This is a genomic window from Nocardia sp. bgisy134 (assembly GCF_057708325.1).
Genome location: NZ_JBYIRW010000007.1, coordinates 249,531 through 266,272, shown reverse-complemented (window position 1 = coordinate 266,272; position 16,742 = coordinate 249,531). Strand labels below are relative to the sequence as shown.

Here is a 16,742-nt window from a genome sequence, read left to right as displayed (position 1 = left end):
GGTCAATCACGCACATCCCAGTGATCGTTCGGATTGACGCGACGCTGTTCGCCGGTGCGCCGCGTGAGGAAGATCAGCGAGAGCAGCGCGAGCACCAGGAAGGTGCCGACGGTCCATACCCATGAGCCGATCTCCGAGCGGATCGCGAGCACACCGGTCACCGGGCCGGTCACCGTGATCAGCAACAGCAGTCTGGTGGTGATGCTCTGCTGGAATCTCGACGATATCGAGAATCTCGACCGTTCGTACAAGGCCAGACTCACGACGAAGAAGGCGGACGCGGCCAGACCCGCGGGCAACGAATCCGTCGCGTGCTCGAACGCGATCGGCAGGGATATCAGGAATGGATACACGCCCCCGTACTCGGACAAGACATTCCCGGTCCGCATATGCAATTCGAACATATGGGAACGCAGCCGCGCGATCTCGCCCGCGGCGTTGGTGTAGACGACCAGCGCCATCGTCGTGGCGAGCGTGGAACCGAGCAGCAGCGCCTTGGCCAGATTGGGAAAGTTGTTCGAGGAGAGCGAGAAACCGAGCACGAAGGTGATCGCGGCGAGAATCGTTCCCGCGAAAGTGACACTCGTCGATGTCTCGTCCGATTCCAGGCCTGCCAGATCGTCCCGATCGAATCGGCAGAATTCGAAGGCAGAGCCGGACGGCAGCTCGACTATCGCGGTGATCACATAGTTCTCGTCCGACAGGAGTCGATCGACATGCCCCTCCGCCTCGATCGGCACCAGGTAACGCTCGTCCGGATCCACGTAGTCGATTCGCAGCTTGTACTGGCAATAGACGCGGTCTCGCCCCGGCCCGAAATATCCGCGCATCATGGTGCGAGCAACGAACTTGCGCGAGAACAAGAGTCGCAGCATCGGATAATTCCGTGGACTGGTGACCGTCGAGATCGACGGCAGGCGCCCGTTTTCGGATCCGCGCAGCCGCTGCATCAGATGGTCGAGGAGAAGAGCGCCGATGCCCCGGTGACGGCGATCCGGATGTACCGCGAGCGAGCTGATGTAGATGTGACTCGGCGAGGGGCGCTCGAAGTGGATGAAGCCGATGATGCCGATATCGTCCTCGGCGACGAAAACCCTTCTCCCCGAAACCCCGTCGCGAAGCTCGTCGCCGGAAGCCGGCTCCCTGTCGACATCCCCCGGCGGAAAACACAGGGCGTCCAGCGCGTCCAGGGTGGCGATGTCGTTCTCGTCCGCGATCCGAATCGTCCTCATGACTACTCCCCTCGTTCGGTCACCGATACGAACACCAAGCGCGACACCACAATGGGATCACCATGGGCCGAGCATCGTGTGCGAAATCCGCTCGGCAACTCTGCGCGGCACCGTGATTCCGTCGGCCAACCCGCGCCGGGTGATCTGTTCGGTGACTTCCGGATCCACATCGACGTGGTCGAGAATGACCTGCACCGCGTGCTCGATTCCGAGATAGCGCTGCGGCAGCAGCGAGAGCGTCCGATAGGCCGCGAACGGCTTCGCCGCCGGATTGAGCTGGATCACCGCAGGAAGCTCCCGCCACTCCTTCGGCCACCCGTCCTCCCATCGCCACGGCTGCGGATCGACGACGGCCGCGCCTTCGTAGCGCAACATGCCCAGCCGCAACAGCTGCCAGATCGACGCGAGGAAGGGGCACGACCACCGGATCCGCGAATCACCGCCGTTGCCTCGGCTGTTGTCCCTGCTCCACATCTGGACGTCGAGGAAGATCGAATGCTCCCGTCGGCCGAACTCCTCCGGCGGGCGGTACGGACCGGCATGATGCATCGCCTCGCCGGGCTCGTCGTCCGAGGAGCGCACTCCGTTGCACAGCCAACCGGATTCGGCTGTCGGCGGCCTGCTGCCCGTGGAGTTCCGCGGCGGCTCGGCGACGATGCGTGCGGCGACCATCTCCGCCAACGGAATTCGCTCGGCGCTCGCCGATTCCGGGGTACCGACCGGGGCCTCCCAGCAGGCGGACTCGCGTGCCAGATAATCGATCGCGACTCCGCATTCGTCCGCCGCGCCCAGCAGCAGCTCGAGGATCCTCGCGGGGTCCGCGTCCGGACGGAAGTAGTCATCGATCAGGAAACAGGTACTCACCCGTGCCCGCGGGCCGAAGTCTCGCCGCGCGAAAGCGGTGAAGGCGCCGACCAGCGGAGCCAGCCGGCGGAATTCCGCCCGAATGTGTTCCGCGCCGTTGTCGAAGTCGGTCATGTAGAAGTGCCCGACCTCGATGGACAGGTGCGAGAGCGGAACCTCCGCGACCCGGATCCGCTCGGCGGCCTCCGTGTAGCCTTCGATGTCGTTCACGAGTGTCGAACTCCTGTCCGTGAACTGCTCACAGCGTTTCCCAGGTGGCGTCGTCGAACAGTCGACGACCCAGCTGCTGGAAAGCGTCCACTGTCTCGCCCTTCGCGAGACCCGCGGCGACGTCGGCATCCAGAATGATCTGCTCGCGCCACTGCAACAGCGAATCGAAGGGAATTTCGCCGAGCACCACGGACGCGCCGAGCCGCGCGGTCGACGCCAGCCGTTTCAAGCCGTGGTTTTGTTCCTGTATCCACACAGCGCCGGCCGCAGTCGTAGCGCCGAGCTCGTTTGCCGCTGGAACAAGCGTTCGCACATAGCGGATCGACTCCAGCAGTTTCGTCGGATCGTGGCCGTAGGCCGCACCGCTTTCCAGCAGCCCGTGCGGTCCGTGGACCAAGCCGCTCGTCGCCACGATGTGCTGGCGCGTCCATCTGTGGAACACGATCCAACGCATGCGGGACTCGCGCATTTGCGGCAGGGCGGTCGCGCGCAGAACCACTTCCATCGCGATCGACCGGCCGCCGCTCAGGTCGATGATGCAGGTCTGAAACGCATGCTGCAGCTCGAGCAGCAATGCGGCGCATCGCGTGATCGCGTCGTGCTGATCGGCGCGCGCCAGTTGGCCGCCGCCCTCGTCGCCCGGCAGCAACACCAATCGACCGCGCCGGTGGCGTTGTTTGCGCAGCGTTACCCGATCGGTGGCCGCGTAGACGTCGATCTGTGCGGCAGTTGTGTTGCGCCCCAGCAGATATGAATGCAGCCCGGCGCCACCCGAGACCCCGCGTTGTGCCGAACCGATTTCGAAGATCGCGCCCGCGGTGGGCGCACCGAAATCGAAATCGAGGTAGGCGACACTCTGTCCGGCCGTGCTCAGCCGATACGCGAGATTGCCACTGCTGACCGACCTCCCGGTACCGCCTTTGTCCGATGTGGCGATCACGATCATCGGCTCAGCACCCCCTTGCCGCATCCTGGTTCGCCGTGGGCGATCGGTCGCGGCATCGATCATCGCAGAACGGGCGCGGCGCCAACGCTTGCTGCGCAAGATATCACGCGACGCGGGCGGCATTCCGCCAATCGCGCTCCGCCGATTGGCTTTTGGGTCGCTGTCGGATTGCGGCGAAAACCGGTACCGGTCAGAGCATCAGCCGGACCATATCGGCGGTGCGGGCCAGCCCGGGAAATGCCTCGGGTGTGGAGCGGGGATGCAAGGCGTGCACGGCCAAGCGGAACATGACGGCGCGCAGTAGCATCTGGGGCCATTCGGGGAGGTCGGACCAGCGGTCGACCAGGCCGTCGTCGGCGCCGCCCCAGGAGAGGGCGTCGATGACGATGACGCCCGCGGCCCAGGCGACCGGGCGCCAGTAGGGGGTGATGTCGGTGAGGCCCGGCGTGTGGGCGCCCGCGAAGAGGACGGTGCCGAACAGGTCGCCGTGCACCAGCTGGGCGGGGGTCTGCACCGGCTTGCGCAGGGTGGCCAGCTGGCCGATGAGTTCCATGCTGCGCCTGCCGTCGGGCGAGGTGGCCGGCATCGCGCCGCCCGCGCGCAGGCTGCGCAGCGGTACCGCCTCCCAGGCGGCGCGGTCGGCGGCCACGAAGACGTCCACGTCGACCCACGGCGCGATCGGCGGCTGCACGAGGAAGCGCGGGCGCTCGAGTTTCGTGGTCGTCTGGTGCAGGCGCAGCGAGATCGAGACGACCTCGTCGTGGCGCGGCTCGGGGCTGCCCTCCAGGTACGTGTCGGCGCGCCAGCCGGAGACCACGTAGCGGCCGTCGGTGGCGCGCACCGGACGGGCGACGCGCAACCCGTCGACCTTCAGCGTCTCGCGGATCTTGGCCGACCACGCCGCCCGCGCGTGATCGGCGACCGGGGTCAGCACCACGTTGCCGCAGCGCCAGCCGCCGTCCCAGTCTCCGAGCGAAACCGGCGTCACTTCGCGCAGACCGAACGTGGCGCGCACGTGCTCGGGGGGTTCCACAGAAGTCACGGCCGTACGGTACCGCCGGTGAGGGGCCGGATTCGGACGCCGCGCCGGTCCGGGCGCGCAGCTGGTTACCGCACGGATCCAGGCCCTGTACGGCCCTTATCCGTCGTATCGCACCCGTGCGCGTCCGCCAAGCGAACCCCGCCGCGCGCCGAAGAGCCGGACGTCGGCGCGCGAGCGGAGGTACGCCTAGTACACCGGCAGGCTGGTGTCGACCTGGTTGGCCCAGGCGACGATGCCGCCCTGCACGTGGGTGGCGTCGGAGAAGCCCGCGTTCTTCAGCACCGCGAGCGCCTCGGCGGACCGGATGCCGGTCTTGCAGTGCAGCACGATCGGGCGGTTCTGCGGCAGCTCGGACAGCGCCTCACCGGACAGGATGCGGTCCTTCGGGATGAGCCGCGCGCCCTCGATGTGCACGATGTCCCATTCGACCGGCTCGCGCACGTCGATGATCTCGATGTCCTTGCCCGCGTCGAGCAGTTCCTTCAGCTCACGCGCGGTGATGGTCGACCCGGCCGCGGCGGCCTGGCCCTCGTCGGACACCACACCGCAGAACGCGTCGTAGTCGATCAGTTCGGTGATCGGCTGGCGCTCCGGGTCGCGGCGCAGCTTGATGGTCCGGTAGCTCATGTCCAGTGCGTCGTAGACCATCAGCCTGCCGAGCAGCGGGTCGCCGATGCCGGTGATCAGCTTGATCGCCTCGGTCACCATGATCGAGCCGATGGACGCGCACAGCACGCCGAGCACGCCGCCCTCGGCGCAGGACGGGACCATGCCGGGCGGCGGGGCCTCGGGGTAGAGGTCGCGGTAGTTCAGGCCGCGGCCATCGGGGGCGTCCTCCCAGAAGACCGAGACCTGGCCTTCGAAACGGTAGATGGAACCCCACACGTACGGCTTGCCCGCCAGCACCGCGGCGTCGTTCACCAGGTAGCGGGTCGCGAAGTTGTCGGTGCCGTCGAGGATCAGGTCGTAGTCGCGGAACAGCTCGACCGCGTTCTCCGGCTCCAGGCGGATCTTGTGCAGCCGCACGTCGATGCCGGAGTTGATCTCCAGGATGGAGTCGCGCGCGCTGTCGGCCTTCGGACGGCCGATGTCGGATTCGCCGTGGATGATCTGGCGCTGCAGGTTCGAGGAGTCGACCTCGTCGAACTCCACGATCCCGAGCGTGCCGACACCCGCGGCGGCCAGGTACAGCAGGGCAGGCGAGCCGAGGCCGCCCGCGCCGATCACCAGCACCTTGGCGTTCTTCAGACGTTTCTGCCCGTCCACACCCACATCGGGAATAATCAGGTGACGGCTGTAGCGGGCGATCTCGTCCTTGCTCAGTTCCGCAGCCGGCTCGACCAGCGGCGGCAGGGACTTCGGTGATGACACGTCCAGGACTCCTCGAATCGAATTGGCCGATCGCGATGTGCAACGCCGACGATCGAGCCGTTCTTCCCCATTATCGTCGCGCACCGGGTCCGCGATCAGCCGCGCGGGTACGGCCAGGGGTTGAAGCGACAGCGTTTGCCGTCCATCGGAACAAGGCCGTCGGGATCGAGCGCGGCGATGTCGTTGTTCTTGGTGCCGAAGGTCTGCTGCATCATGATCGGCGCCAGGCCGCCGTCGGTCTCGCACGGCTGATGCTGGTGGTAGCCGATGGCGTGGCCGACCTCGTGGTTGATCTGATACTGCCGGTAGGAGCCGATGTCGCCTTCGAAGGCGAGCGCGCCGCGCACCCAGCGCACCTCGGAGAGCACCACCCGGTCCAGGTCGGCATTGAAGCACGAGGAATCGATGGGGATGTCGAAACCGCAGGATTTCCTGGTGGTCTGGCGCGAGGTGAGCGAGATCCGGAAATCCGGGTTGCCCTGATCGACGCGGCGGAAGGCGAACTTCTTGTCGTTCGCCCAGCTCTTCGGATTGGTCAGGGTGCTGTCGATCATCTTGGCCACCGACTCGTCGCCGCCGAAGCCGGAGGTGTCGACGCCGTTCTCGATCTCGACGGTGTAGCTGAAGTGGTACTCGGTGCCCGCGCCGAACTCGGCGGTGGTGCCGGGGACCACCCGCCAGTTGCCCACGCCGTTCTCGGTGAACGGGCCGCCCTCGGGCAGCGCACCGGTGGGCAGGTCGGCGGGGAACTGCCCGTCTCCCGGCGGTGCGCCGATGATGCCCGCGGTCGCGGCGCGCGGACTGAGCCGTCCGAAACTGGGGGCCACGCTCGAACCAGTGCCGCCCGCGCCGCCGCGCACCGCGTCGACGATCACCAGCACGGTGACCACGAACAGCACGGGAAGTGCGTACGCGCGCCAGCCGTAGGTGGAGACGAAACGACCGAGGGCGCTCTGCTTCTTGGTGTTGCGCTCGGGTCGTGGTCCGCGGGCGCGATTCGGATCGGGCGCCGTGGGATCCCAGCGTGCCCGCAGGGGCTGGTGGGAGCGGTTGGCGGCGCCCGGGTAGAGACCGAGAGGGTCGTAGATCTCGACGCCGTTGGCGTCACGTGGCGGCAGGGGTGTCGGCGCGGTTTCCGCCTCGTCGCCGTCGGGTTTCCGCGGCCACGGGTCGATGCGGCTCCCGCGCTCGGGTCTGGATCGGCCGGGCCGACCTGCGATCCCGGACCGCGGTACAGCGCCCGATCGGGCAGCCGCACCCGAACGCGATTCGGGACCGGACCTTGCCACGGGTCCAGAGACTACGGAATCGGGCGACCCGGAGCCAGCGGGGCCGAGCGCATCGCGCCCGCCGCCGGAGACGATGGACGGGCCGGAATCGCGTGCCCGATCCCCGTTTGCACGCAGGGTCACATAAGACAGGTTCTCACAGAGCCGACGACAGCCGGTCGAGTGCGTCCTGACCGGGGGTAGGCGCGATACGCGGCCGATCCGCGCCGATCCGCCCGCGCGTGCGCCGGAATGACCGCGTTCCTGGTGTGCGCCACGTCTCATCGGTTGACGAGATCGACGGCCCCGATCGGCTTGTGAGCTACAACCGGGTATCGTTCTTTGGATACCCGGTGCACAACCCCTTTTGCCGGGGAATCGACTGGGAGAGCCGAAATGACAGAGCTCGTGGACCGGATGACGTCCCGCAGAATGTCGTCCGAGGCCATGGTGCCGGCGAAACGCGGTACGCGGTTGCCGCGCGACGAACGGCGGCAGCAGCTACTCCACGCGGCGAGCGAGGTGTTCGTGCTCCGCGGCTATCACGCGGCGGGCATGGACGAGATCTCGCAGGTCGCCGGTGTCAGCAAGCCGGTGCTGTACCAGCACTTCACCAGCAAGCTGGAGCTGTACCTCGCGGTCCTGCAGAACTATGTCGACATGCTGGTGTCGAGCGTGCGACAGGCGCTGCGCTCCACCACCGACAACCGCCAGCGCGTGCGCGCCGCCGTGCAGGCCTACTTCGATTTCGTCGACAACGAGATGCAGGGCTTCCGGCTGGTCTTCGAATCCGACCTGACCAGCGAACCGCAGGTGCAGCGCCGGGTCGAGCAGGCCACCGAGGCATGCGTGGACGCCGTCTTCGACCTGGTCGCGCACGACTCCGGCCTGGATCCCTACCGTGCGCGCATCCTGGCCGTCGGCTTGGTCGGCACGAGCCAGTTCACCGCGCGCTACTGGCTGGAGGCGGACCGCCCGATCCCCAAGGACGAGGCCGTCGACACCACCGTCGCGCTGGCCTGGGGCGGTCTGTCGCACGTCCCGCTGCATCCGATCGACTACTCGGGCAACTCCCAGCGCTTCTGATCGGCGGCGCGGTCCACCACGCAGCGAACGCGAACGAGCCCTCGGATTCCCGGTCGATGACCGGGAATCCGAGGGCTCGTTGCTCTGTCGTCAGACGGCGGCGAAACCGACCCGGCCGCTGGTCGCGGTGCCGATCTCCACGTAGGCGACCTTCGAGGCCTGGATCAGGAACTTGCGGCCCTTGTCATCGGTGAGCGCCACAACGCCGCCCGCGCCGCTCAGCGCCTCGGACACCATCGCCTCGACCTCTTCCGGAGTCTGCCCACTGTTGATCACGAGCTCGCGCGGGCTATCCGAAATACCGATCTTGACCTCCACGGCCAACCTCCGAACCTAGAGTCCTGTGCGGCGGTCGGACGTCGCGTCCGCCCGTGCGCTCTTGCTGTCCGGTCCAAGGCTAGTGCAGGGCAACGGCTGCGCGGCACCGCACTGCCTACGCTGACCGCGAAACCCGGTCGGTGCGGCGGCTGGTCACTTGGGTTCGATGAGCTGGATCTCCAGCTCGATCTTCACCGCGTCGCTGAGCATGCCGGGCATCGGGCCGCCGACGCCGAAGTCGGTGCGCTTGATGGTGCCGGTGGCGGAGAATCCGGCGTGCCGGTCGCCGGTCGGGCCGAAGTCCTGCACGCCGCCCCATTCGACCTCGAGGGTGACGGGCCTGGTGACCGAACCGAGGGTGGCCTCGCCTTCGACGGTGAACGTCTCGGCGACCTGCACCGGTTGCGGGGCGCGGAAGGTCAGCGTCGGACGGCTGGCCACGTCGAGGAAGTCGGCGGTGCGGATGTGAGCGTCGCGGTCGGGGTTGCCGGTGTCGAACGAGTCGAGGTAGATGGTGGCGCCGAGGGTCGCGGCGCCCGCCTCGTCGACCACGAATTCGGTCTCGAAGCGGGTGAAGCCGCCGCGCACCTTCGAGATGCCGAGATGACGGACGGTGAAGGCGACCGAGGAGTGAGCGGTGTCCAGCGCCCAGGATCCGGGCTTCAGCTGCTGGGTGTCGGTGGTGGGTGCGGAAGTGTTCGTCATGCCATCGACCTTGTCCGGACCGCGGTCCGTTAACCAGACCGCCGTTATCCTGGACCTGCCAGGGCGAGGCTGAATATCCGGGGAACAGGCACGATGGAGGCATGGCACGTAACGGTTTCGCCGAATTCCTCGTCGCTCGCCGCGGTGAGCTCCGGCCCGCCGACGTCGGAATGCCCGAGGGCGGCAGGCGCCGCACGCCGGGGCTGCGCCGCGAGGAGGTCGCGGTACGGGCGGGCGTGAGCGCCGACTACCTGGCCCGGCTGGAGCAAGGCCGCGACACCAATCCGTCGGTGGCGGTGGTCGACGCACTCGCCGACGCGCTGTTGCTCGAGGGCGCGCAGCGGCATCATTTCGGCGTGCTCGCGCTCGCTTCCGGTAACGAATCCCGTTGTCCGGGTAGCGAATCCCCCAAAGAGCAGCTCGGCGAGACGATCCGCGCCGTGCTCGACGCGCTGCAGCCGACCCCCGCGTTCGTCATCGGCAGGCGGCTGAACGTGCTCGGCTGGAACCACGCGTGGGCCGACTTCGCGACCCCGCTCGGCCTGATCGGCGAGCACGGCGAGGCCAATCTGGTCTGGTACACGTTCGCCGATCCGCGGGCGCGGCGAACGCTGCGCAACTGGCCCGCGGCCGCGGACACGTTCGTGACCGCGCTCCTGCGGGCGAAGCTGCGCTGGCCCGGCGACGACGAACTGCTCGGGATGATCGACGCGCTCCGGCGCGAGCCGGAGTTCCTGGAGCGGTGGAAACCGCACCGAATCGGCGGCGGACCGGTGTCGAGCGTGCTGGAGTTCGATCACCCGGTGCACGGTCACGTCGACGTGCCGTTCGAGACCATGGAGACCGACCGCGACCAGAGCGTCGTCGTCTGGCTGCTCGACCAGGCCGCGACCCGTTCTCAGGGGCTGCGGCTGGTGCACAACCGGGCCGCGAACGAGTAAGGCATACCCCGGCCGTGCTCAGGGCTGTCGACGGACTCCGTCCGGCTTCGCCTGTTCGGGTTCCTTTTCGGGCGGAGCCTCAGATCCCGAGAACAGCCATCCGCTGGGCGTGGCTGTCCTGCATGCGCTCGAACAGCGCGGCGATGCCGTTCAGATCGCCGGTCGCGGTGAGCACCAGATCGGTGAGTTCGTCGCGCTGCGCCATGACGTACTGGGCTTGGGTGATCGCCTCGCCGAGCAGTCGCCTGCCCCAGAGCGTGAGCCGGTCGCGCTGGGAGCGGCTGACCGACACCGCGCGCCGGACCTCCTCGACCACGAATTCGGAGTGGCTGGTCTCGGCGAGCACATCGCGCACGACGGCGGCCACGTCCGGCGACAGCGCGCCCGCGATCTCGCTGTAGAAGTCCGCGGCGATGCCGTCACCGACGTAGAACTTCACCATCGACTCGAGCCAGGTCGAGGGATCGGTGGACGCGTGATAGGCGTCGAGCGCGCGCACGAACGGCGCCATCGCGTCGAACACCTCGATCCCGCGCTCGGCCAGGGCCGCCTCGAGGGTCTTGAAGTGGTCCATCTCCGCGGAGGCCATCTTCGCGACGGCGACCTTCCCGCGCAGCGTCGGCGACAGCTTGGCCTCCTCGGCCAGCCGGTAGAACGCGGAGATCTCACCGTAGGCGAGCACCGCGAACAGATCGGTCACGCCGGGATGATCTGCGGCGATGGGCGAGGTTGCCGGATCGAACGAAACGCCAAGCGCTGCAGATGACTGTGCTCCCATGCCGCTAGCTTAATAGGCGCGGCAGGGTGAAGTCCGCCAACACAGCACCCTGCGGTCAGTTCTGTTCCGAGAGGAACTTGTCGAGGTAAACCCAGGTGGTGTCGCGAGCGGTCTCACCGGTGAGGATGCCGAGGTGGCTGCCGGGGGCCGTCTCGTAGCGGACGGACGCGGCGCCGGTCAGCGTGCGGACGCCCGCCTCGACGGCCGCGGCGGGGGTGATGACGTCGGTCGGCCCGCCGACCAGCAGCACGGGCGCCGTCACATCGGCGAGCGCGATGCGCCGATCGCCGAGCCGCACGACGCCGCGGCCGATGTCGTTGTTCAGGATGAGGCGGCCCCACAGCTGGCCGTAGAAGCGGCCGGGGTAGCCGGGCATCGCGGCCATGAACCGGTCGATGGACTCCATCTTGGCCAGCGTCTCGGTGCGGGCGATATTGCTCGCCACGAACCACGGCCTGGTGAGTTCGCGGTCCCACGCGGTGATCCGGTAGGCGGCGCGGGTGAGCCGAGCCGGGATGCCGCCCGCCGCCCTGACCGCGGTCGAGGTGGCGATGCCGCCGGTCAGCTTCGCGACCGCGCGCAGCTGGGGAATGCCGGTCATCTTGTCGTAGTCCAGCGGGGAGCCGACGGCGGTGATGGAGCGGATCGGCAGGTGCGCGTGCGCGGCGGCGGTGAGCAGCGCCAGCGTTCCGCCGATCGACCAGCAGACCAGGTCCACCGGCTTGCCGCCGGTGTCGGCGGAGGTTCGCATGATCGACTCCGGCAGGATGTCGTCGATCCAGTCCTCGAAGCCCATCCTGCGGTCGCCGAAGGTGATCTCGCCGTAGTCGACGATGTAGGTGGCGCGGCCGGTCTCGCACAGGAAGCGTGCCAGGCTCTGGTCGGGGCGAAGGTCGAAGCAGCTGGCAGGAGCCGCGAGCGGCGGCACGAGGAGCACCGCGGAAGCGCCGTCCGACCCGCCGCCGTCGTAGCGGCGCAGCTGACGATGCGGCTCGTCCCACAGCACCGTCGAGGGCGCGGGGTCCGGCGCCTCGACGCCCGGGCCGAAGGTCAGCGCCCAGGCGTTGCGGGCCGCGATGGTGACGGTCTCTGCGATGCTCACCACAAGAATGTCTCACAAGGGAGTACCGCTGGTAACAGGCAAGTCCGTTTTGCGATGTTTCCCGCCCGCGGGCGCCACGGTCGCCGACCACCGCGAGCGGCCGCGCGCGGCACGCGCGAATAGCATCGGACGGCAGCTTTCCGCGGCCTGCGGCGGATTCCAGCTCGGCGTTGAATTGTCAAGTCGCGCAACGGCGGTCGGCGCGAGCTCGCCGGAAATGAGGCTTTTGCCGCGCAATAACGACGACGGCAATTCGAGCCGTGCACAATATCACGCTACAATCACTGCGGACAACGGAAATTTTCGTTACCCGCGCGTCCGCCGCTTGGCGCGGCGCTGGGGGTTCCGATGTCCAGGAAAATGTGCGCGCACCAGATCCGCACCGCGACTGCGCTGCGCCGATGTTCCCCGGTAGTTGCTGTTCGAAGACGGCACCCGACGACATCCGGCTGCGGCGAGCAATACCGGCGGATACGTGGTTGTCGTGGACCGGCCGGTCCGCCCCACGCCTCGTGCGCGCGTGACGCGATAACGAGGAAGGCACGAACCTGAGCAAGATCACTGTCGAGCAGGAACCCGGTGTGGCGGACACGCTGTTGACGGCCGAACTGGACGCGACGCATACCGCCCCGACATTCGCCGAATTGGGGGTGCGCGAGGAAATCGTCCGCGCGCTCGCCGAGATCGGCATCGAACGCACCTTCGCCATTCAAGAACTGACCCTCCCGCTGGCGCTGGCCGGCGAGGATCTCATCGGTCAGGCCCGCACCGGTATGGGCAAGACCTTCGGCTTCGGCGTACCGCTGCTGCACCGCATCGCCACCGCCGATTCCGGCACCACGCCGCTGGACGGCACGCCGCGGGCGCTGGTCATCGTGCCGACCCGTGAGCTGTGCATCCAGGTCACCGAGGACCTGGAGAACGCGAGCAAGTACCTGAGCAACCACCAGGGCAAGTTGCAGGTCGCCTCGATCTACGGCGGCCGCCCCTACGAGTCCCAGATCGCGGCGCTGCGCGCGGGCGTGGACGTCGTGGTCGGCACCCCGGGCCGACTACTGGACCTGGCCAAGCAGAACCATCTCATCCTGGGCAAGATCGGCGTGCTCGTGCTGGACGAGGCCGACGAGATGCTGGACCTCGGCTTCCTCCCGGACATCGAGCGCATCCTGAACATGGTGCCGGAGAAACGTCAGACGATGCTGTTCTCGGCCACCATGCCCGGCCCGATCATCACCCTGGCCCGCACCTTCCTCACCCGCCCGACCCACATCAGGGCCGAGGAGCCGCACGACTCCGCGGTGCACGACCGCACGGCGCAGTTCGTGTACCGGGCGCACGCACTGGACAAGGCCGAGCTGATCGCGCGGGTGCTGCAGGCCGAGAGCCGCGGCGCCACCATGATCTTCACGCGCACCAAGCGCACCGCGCAGAAGGTCGCCGACGACTTGGCCGAGCGTGGTTTCGCGGTGGGCGCGGTGCACGGCGACCTCGGTCAGATCGCCCGCGAGAAGGCGCTGACCAAGTTCCGCAAGGGCACCGTCGACGTGCTGGTCGCCACCGACGTGGCCGCCCGTGGCATCGACATCGACGACGTCACGCACGTCGTCAACTACCAGTGCCCCGAGGACGAGAAGACCTACGTGCACCGGATCGGCCGCACCGGCCGCGCCGGCCGCACCGGCGTCGCGGTGACGTTGATCGACTGGGACGAGCTCAACCGCTGGTCCGCCATCGACAACGCGCTCGGCCTCGGCATCCCCGATCCGGTGGAGACCTACTCGCGCTCGCCGCACCTGTTCGCCGATCTCGGCATCCCCGAGGGCGTCACCGGCACGGTGCGCAAGGCGCGCCCGGTCCGCGACGAGGACGACGTGGTGGTCGAGCGTGAGGCGCGCAGCCCGCGCAAGCGCAACCGCAGGCGCACCCGCGGCGGCCAGCCGGTCGACTGGGCGGAGGTCGGCACCGAGTCGACCGTCGAGGCCGACGGAAACGACGCCGAGCAGACCGCGGCCGAGCAGACCGCCGCCGGACCGAACGCGGAGGAGGGCAAGCCCCGCCGTCGCCGCCGTCGCCGCCGCTCCGGCGCGGGTGAGGGCGCCGACAACGGCGTGACGGAAACGAGCGCCGAAGGCGAGCCGACCGAGAACGCCGACAAGTCCGTCGAGGCGGAGAGCGCCGACAGCGGTGCCGAGACGGAGACCGCCGAGGCTCCGGCGCGGCGCAGGCGTCGTCGTCGCAAGGCGGCGGACGAGAACGGCGCAGCGGAAACCGCCGAGGCGACCGAGAACGCAGCGCCCGTCGCGGCCGACAACGCCGCACCTGTCACGGCCGACAACTCCGCGTCCGTCACGGCCGAGAACGTCGCGCCCGAGAAGGCGACATCCACCGCAGCCGAAACCGCGACTCCTGCCGCAGCTGAAACTGCGACCCCTGTCGCCGCCGAAACCGCGGCGCCTGTCACGGCCGACAGCACGACGGCCGGTGCGGCCGAAACCGCGGCGGCCGCAATCTCGGCGCCTGTCACGGCCGAGACCGCAGCGACCGAGGCAGCCGGGACCGCCGCAGCCGAGGCGACCGCTGAGGAAGCGCCCGCGAAGCCCGTGCGCCGCCGCACCCGCAAGACGGCCACGGCCGAGTCGGCGGACAACGGCGCCGCCGAGAACGGCGACGGCGAGGCCCCGGCCGAACCGGTCAAGCGCCGCCGCACCCGCAAGACAGCCACGGCCGAGTCGACGGACAACGGCGCCGCCGAGAACGGCAACGGCGAGGCCCCGGCCGAACCGGTCAAGCGCCGCCGCACTCGCAAGACGGCCGCGGCGGTCGACGGGAACGGCGACGCTCCCGCCGACGCGGAGGCCGCCGAGAAGCCGGTGCGCAGGCGCAGGCGCAAGGCCGACGAGACCGAGGCGAGCGAGACCGAGGCGGCCACGGCGGGAACGGCTGCTTCGGCGTAGTTCGGCGGATCCGCTAGTCTCGCAATCGTGCTCGCACCTGAGCGGCGGACGCGCGCCGACATCATCTCCGCAGTCGCGATCGCCGTGCTCGTGGTGGTCGCGGCGCTGGTGGTGTGGGCGCGCGGCGACGCGACGGGCACCGAATCGGTGACCGCGCCGACCCCGGCGACCACGCCGCCGACCGCCGACAAGCTCCCCGCGAACCTGCGGGAGCTGTGGCACACGCCCGACGACGCCTCCGCGCGAGCGCTGGTCTCCGGTGGCGCGGTGATCACCGGTTCGGACGGCGCCGTCACCGGGCGTGACCCGCTCACCGGCGCCGAATTGTGGCGCTACCGGCGGGATATGCCGCTGTGCGGGGTGGAGGCGCAGTTCGGCATGGTGGTCGCGGTGTACCGGGATCAGCGCGGCTGCAGCCAGGCCACCTTGCTGGCGGGCGACACCGGGGAACGACGCACGGCACGCAGCAGCTACATGGATCCGAGCGTGCGCCTCTCCGTGGACGGCACCTACGTGCTCGCGCAGGGTGAGCGGCGGCTGGAGATGTGGCGCTCGGATCTGGTGCGGACGCTGGAGTACGGCTACGTCGACGCGCCGGTGAACGTGAAAACCCAACCGCGCAAAGGCTGCACGCTGCTCTCGGCCGGTTCCAGCTCGTCGCGCCTCGCCGTGCTGGAACGCTGCCCCGAGGATCCGGCGGCCCGGCTGACGGTGCTCAATCCGGCGCCCAAGGACAACACGGTGCCCGAGGAGTACGGCTCGCACGTGCTCGCCGGTTCCGGCGCCGATTCACCCGACGCCAGGGTGGTCGCGGTGTCGGACAACCGGATCGTGCTCTACCTGCCCGGCGGAACCGCCTCCGGCACAGGTGAAGCCACGCCGCCGCGCCTGGCCGTGTACGACAGCACCGGCAATCCCCTTGTGGTGCATCAGCTTTCCGCGCCACTCGCGGCGAACGCGACCACCACCCGGATCGGTTCGTCCTATTTGGTGTTCACCGGCAACAGCCTGATCGCCTTGAACGCAAGCACTTTCGATCCGCTGTGGGTCGCGCCCAACGCGCTCGGCTCGCCCGCGCTGATGGCGGGACGGATGCTGATGCCGGTCGCGGACGGCCTCGCCGTCCTCGACACGACCTCGGGCGCCGAGGTCGGACGCATCCCGGTCGAGCGGGCCGGCTACGCGGGCGGTCCGATCTCCCTCGCCGTCCTCGGCACCACGGTGCTGGAACTGCACGACGGGGACCTGCACGCGCTCGGCTGACGCACCGGGCGGGCGGCGAGTCCGGCGCCTGACCATGATGGAGAACATGTCCGCACACAACGACGCCCGGCTGGTTCTGCTCCGGCACGGCGAGACTTCCTGGTCGCGCGATCTGCGGCACACCAGTCGCACCGATCTGCCGCTCACCGAGCGCGGCGAGCGGCAGGCGGAGGCCGCGGGACGGGTGCTCGCCGAGCTGAAGCTGCGTGATCCGCTCGTCCTGACCAGCCCGCGGCAGCGCGCGGTGCGCACCGCGGCGCTGGCGGGTCTCCCCGAGTCCACCGTCGACGACGACCTCGCCGAATGGGACTACGGCGACTACGAGGGCACGACCACCAAGGAGATCAGGGAGACCGCGCCCGACTGGACCGTCTGGACCGGCGTGACGCCCGGCGGCGAGACCGCCGAGCAGGTCCGCGTCAGGGCCGACCGGGTGCTCGCGACCGTCGAGCCCGTCCTGCCGGAGCGGGATGTGGTGCTGGTGGGGCACGGGCACTTCTCTCGCGTGCTCATCGCGCGGTGGGCCGAGTTCGAGGTCGTCGAGGGCAGGCGCTTCGCCATGTCGACCGCCGCTCTGAGCCTGCTGGGTTACGAGCACGACGAGCGAACCATCCACGCGCACAACATCGTTTCGACCATCGAGGGAGCCGAGTGACCACCGA

The 16,742-nt window shown here is 68.9% G+C and carries 14 protein-coding genes and 1 pseudogene; 5 read left to right on the top strand and 10 right to left on the bottom strand.

Translation table 11 applies throughout. The features are described 5' to 3' along the window. Nucleotides 1-2: 2 nt before the first annotated feature. The 6 genes from AC3ERS_RS15385 to AC3ERS_RS15360 form a co-directional block, all read right to left on the bottom strand. The gene (locus AC3ERS_RS15385) at nucleotides 3-1,232 is read right to left on the bottom strand and encodes a GNAT family N-acetyltransferase (protein WP_431967881.1); all 1,230 of its coding nucleotides are present in this window, start codon (nucleotides 1,230-1,232) and stop codon (nucleotides 3-5) included. Nucleotides 1,233-1,289: 57 nt separating this feature from the next. Continuing rightward, nucleotides 1,290-2,306 carry an SCO2522 family protein gene (locus tag AC3ERS_RS15380; protein ID WP_431967879.1) on the bottom strand — a complete coding sequence of 339 codons (1,017 nt, stop codon included), beginning with the start codon at nucleotides 2,304-2,306 and terminating at the stop codon, nucleotides 1,290-1,292. Nucleotides 2,307-2,334: 28 nt separating this feature from the next. Next, nucleotides 2,335-3,252 (bottom strand): SCO2523 family variant P-loop protein, encoded by a 918-nt coding sequence (locus AC3ERS_RS15375; RefSeq protein WP_431967877.1) that lies wholly within the window; start codon nucleotides 3,250-3,252, stop codon nucleotides 2,335-2,337. Nucleotides 3,253-3,442: 190 nt separating this feature from the next. Next, entirely contained in the window at nucleotides 3,443-4,294 is an 852-nt protein-coding gene (locus AC3ERS_RS15370; protein ID WP_431967875.1) for a TIGR02569 family protein, read from the bottom strand. Nucleotides 4,295-4,480: 186 nt separating this feature from the next. Then, nucleotides 4,481-5,665: an adenylyltransferase/sulfurtransferase MoeZ gene (gene moeZ / locus AC3ERS_RS15365; protein ID WP_431967873.1), complete on the bottom strand. Its 1,185-nt coding sequence runs from the start codon at nucleotides 5,663-5,665 to the stop codon at nucleotides 4,481-4,483. A 95-nt stretch (nucleotides 5,666-5,760) separates the two neighbouring features. Further along, nucleotides 5,761-6,753, bottom strand: a complete 993-nt coding sequence (locus tag AC3ERS_RS15360; protein WP_431968003.1) for a DUF3152 domain-containing protein — start codon at nucleotides 6,751-6,753, stop codon at nucleotides 5,761-5,763. A gap of 576 nt (nucleotides 6,754-7,329) precedes the next feature. Here AC3ERS_RS15360 and fasR point away from each other — a divergent pair. Then, nucleotides 7,330-8,019, top strand: coding sequence for an HTH-type transcriptional activator FasR (fasR, locus tag AC3ERS_RS15355; RefSeq protein WP_431967871.1), 690 nt, complete (start codon nucleotides 7,330-7,332; stop codon nucleotides 8,017-8,019). A 90-nt stretch (nucleotides 8,020-8,109) separates the two neighbouring features. Here the strand turns inward: fasR and AC3ERS_RS15350 are convergent, their stop codons facing one another. After that, nucleotides 8,110-8,337: a DUF3107 domain-containing protein gene (locus AC3ERS_RS15350; protein ID WP_431967869.1), complete on the bottom strand. Its 228-nt coding sequence runs from the start codon at nucleotides 8,335-8,337 to the stop codon at nucleotides 8,110-8,112. A 153-nt stretch (nucleotides 8,338-8,490) separates the two neighbouring features. After that, the gene (locus AC3ERS_RS15345; RefSeq protein WP_431967867.1) at nucleotides 8,491-9,042 is read right to left on the bottom strand and encodes a YceI family protein; all 552 of its coding nucleotides are present in this window, start codon (nucleotides 9,040-9,042) and stop codon (nucleotides 8,491-8,493) included. Between the two features lie 101 nt (nucleotides 9,043-9,143). Between AC3ERS_RS15345 and AC3ERS_RS15340 the strand changes: the two genes are divergently transcribed. Next, nucleotides 9,144-9,983: a helix-turn-helix transcriptional regulator gene (locus AC3ERS_RS15340; RefSeq protein ID WP_431967865.1), complete on the top strand. Its 840-nt coding sequence runs from the start codon at nucleotides 9,144-9,146 to the stop codon at nucleotides 9,981-9,983. A gap of 79 nt (nucleotides 9,984-10,062) precedes the next feature. On the opposite strand, the gene AC3ERS_RS15335 is transcribed toward AC3ERS_RS15340, so the two are convergent. Beyond that, the gene (locus tag AC3ERS_RS15335) at nucleotides 10,063-10,761 is read right to left on the bottom strand and encodes a ferritin-like fold-containing protein (RefSeq protein WP_431967863.1); all 699 of its coding nucleotides are present in this window, start codon (nucleotides 10,759-10,761) and stop codon (nucleotides 10,063-10,065) included. Between the two features lie 55 nt (nucleotides 10,762-10,816). Continuing rightward, nucleotides 10,817-11,863 (bottom strand): alpha/beta fold hydrolase, encoded by a 1,047-nt coding sequence (locus AC3ERS_RS15330; protein ID WP_431967861.1) that lies wholly within the window; start codon nucleotides 11,861-11,863, stop codon nucleotides 10,817-10,819. A 528-nt stretch (nucleotides 11,864-12,391) separates the two neighbouring features. On the opposite strand from AC3ERS_RS15330, the pseudogene AC3ERS_RS15325 reads away from it, so the two are divergent. The 3 genes and pseudogenes from AC3ERS_RS15325 to AC3ERS_RS15315 all read left to right on the top strand — a co-directional run. Next, nucleotides 12,392-13,804, top strand: a pseudogene (locus AC3ERS_RS15325) (DEAD/DEAH box helicase); the annotation flags it as partial. 1,040 nt (nucleotides 13,805-14,844) lie between these two features. Beyond that, on the top strand, nucleotides 14,845-16,080 hold the full coding sequence (locus AC3ERS_RS15320; protein ID WP_431967859.1) for an Rv3212 family protein: 1,236 nt from the start codon (nucleotides 14,845-14,847) through the stop codon (nucleotides 16,078-16,080). Between the two features lie 46 nt (nucleotides 16,081-16,126). Next, on the top strand, nucleotides 16,127-16,735 hold the full coding sequence (locus AC3ERS_RS15315; protein ID WP_431967857.1) for an acid phosphatase: 609 nt from the start codon (nucleotides 16,127-16,129) through the stop codon (nucleotides 16,733-16,735). Nucleotides 16,736-16,742: the final 7 nt, after the last annotated feature.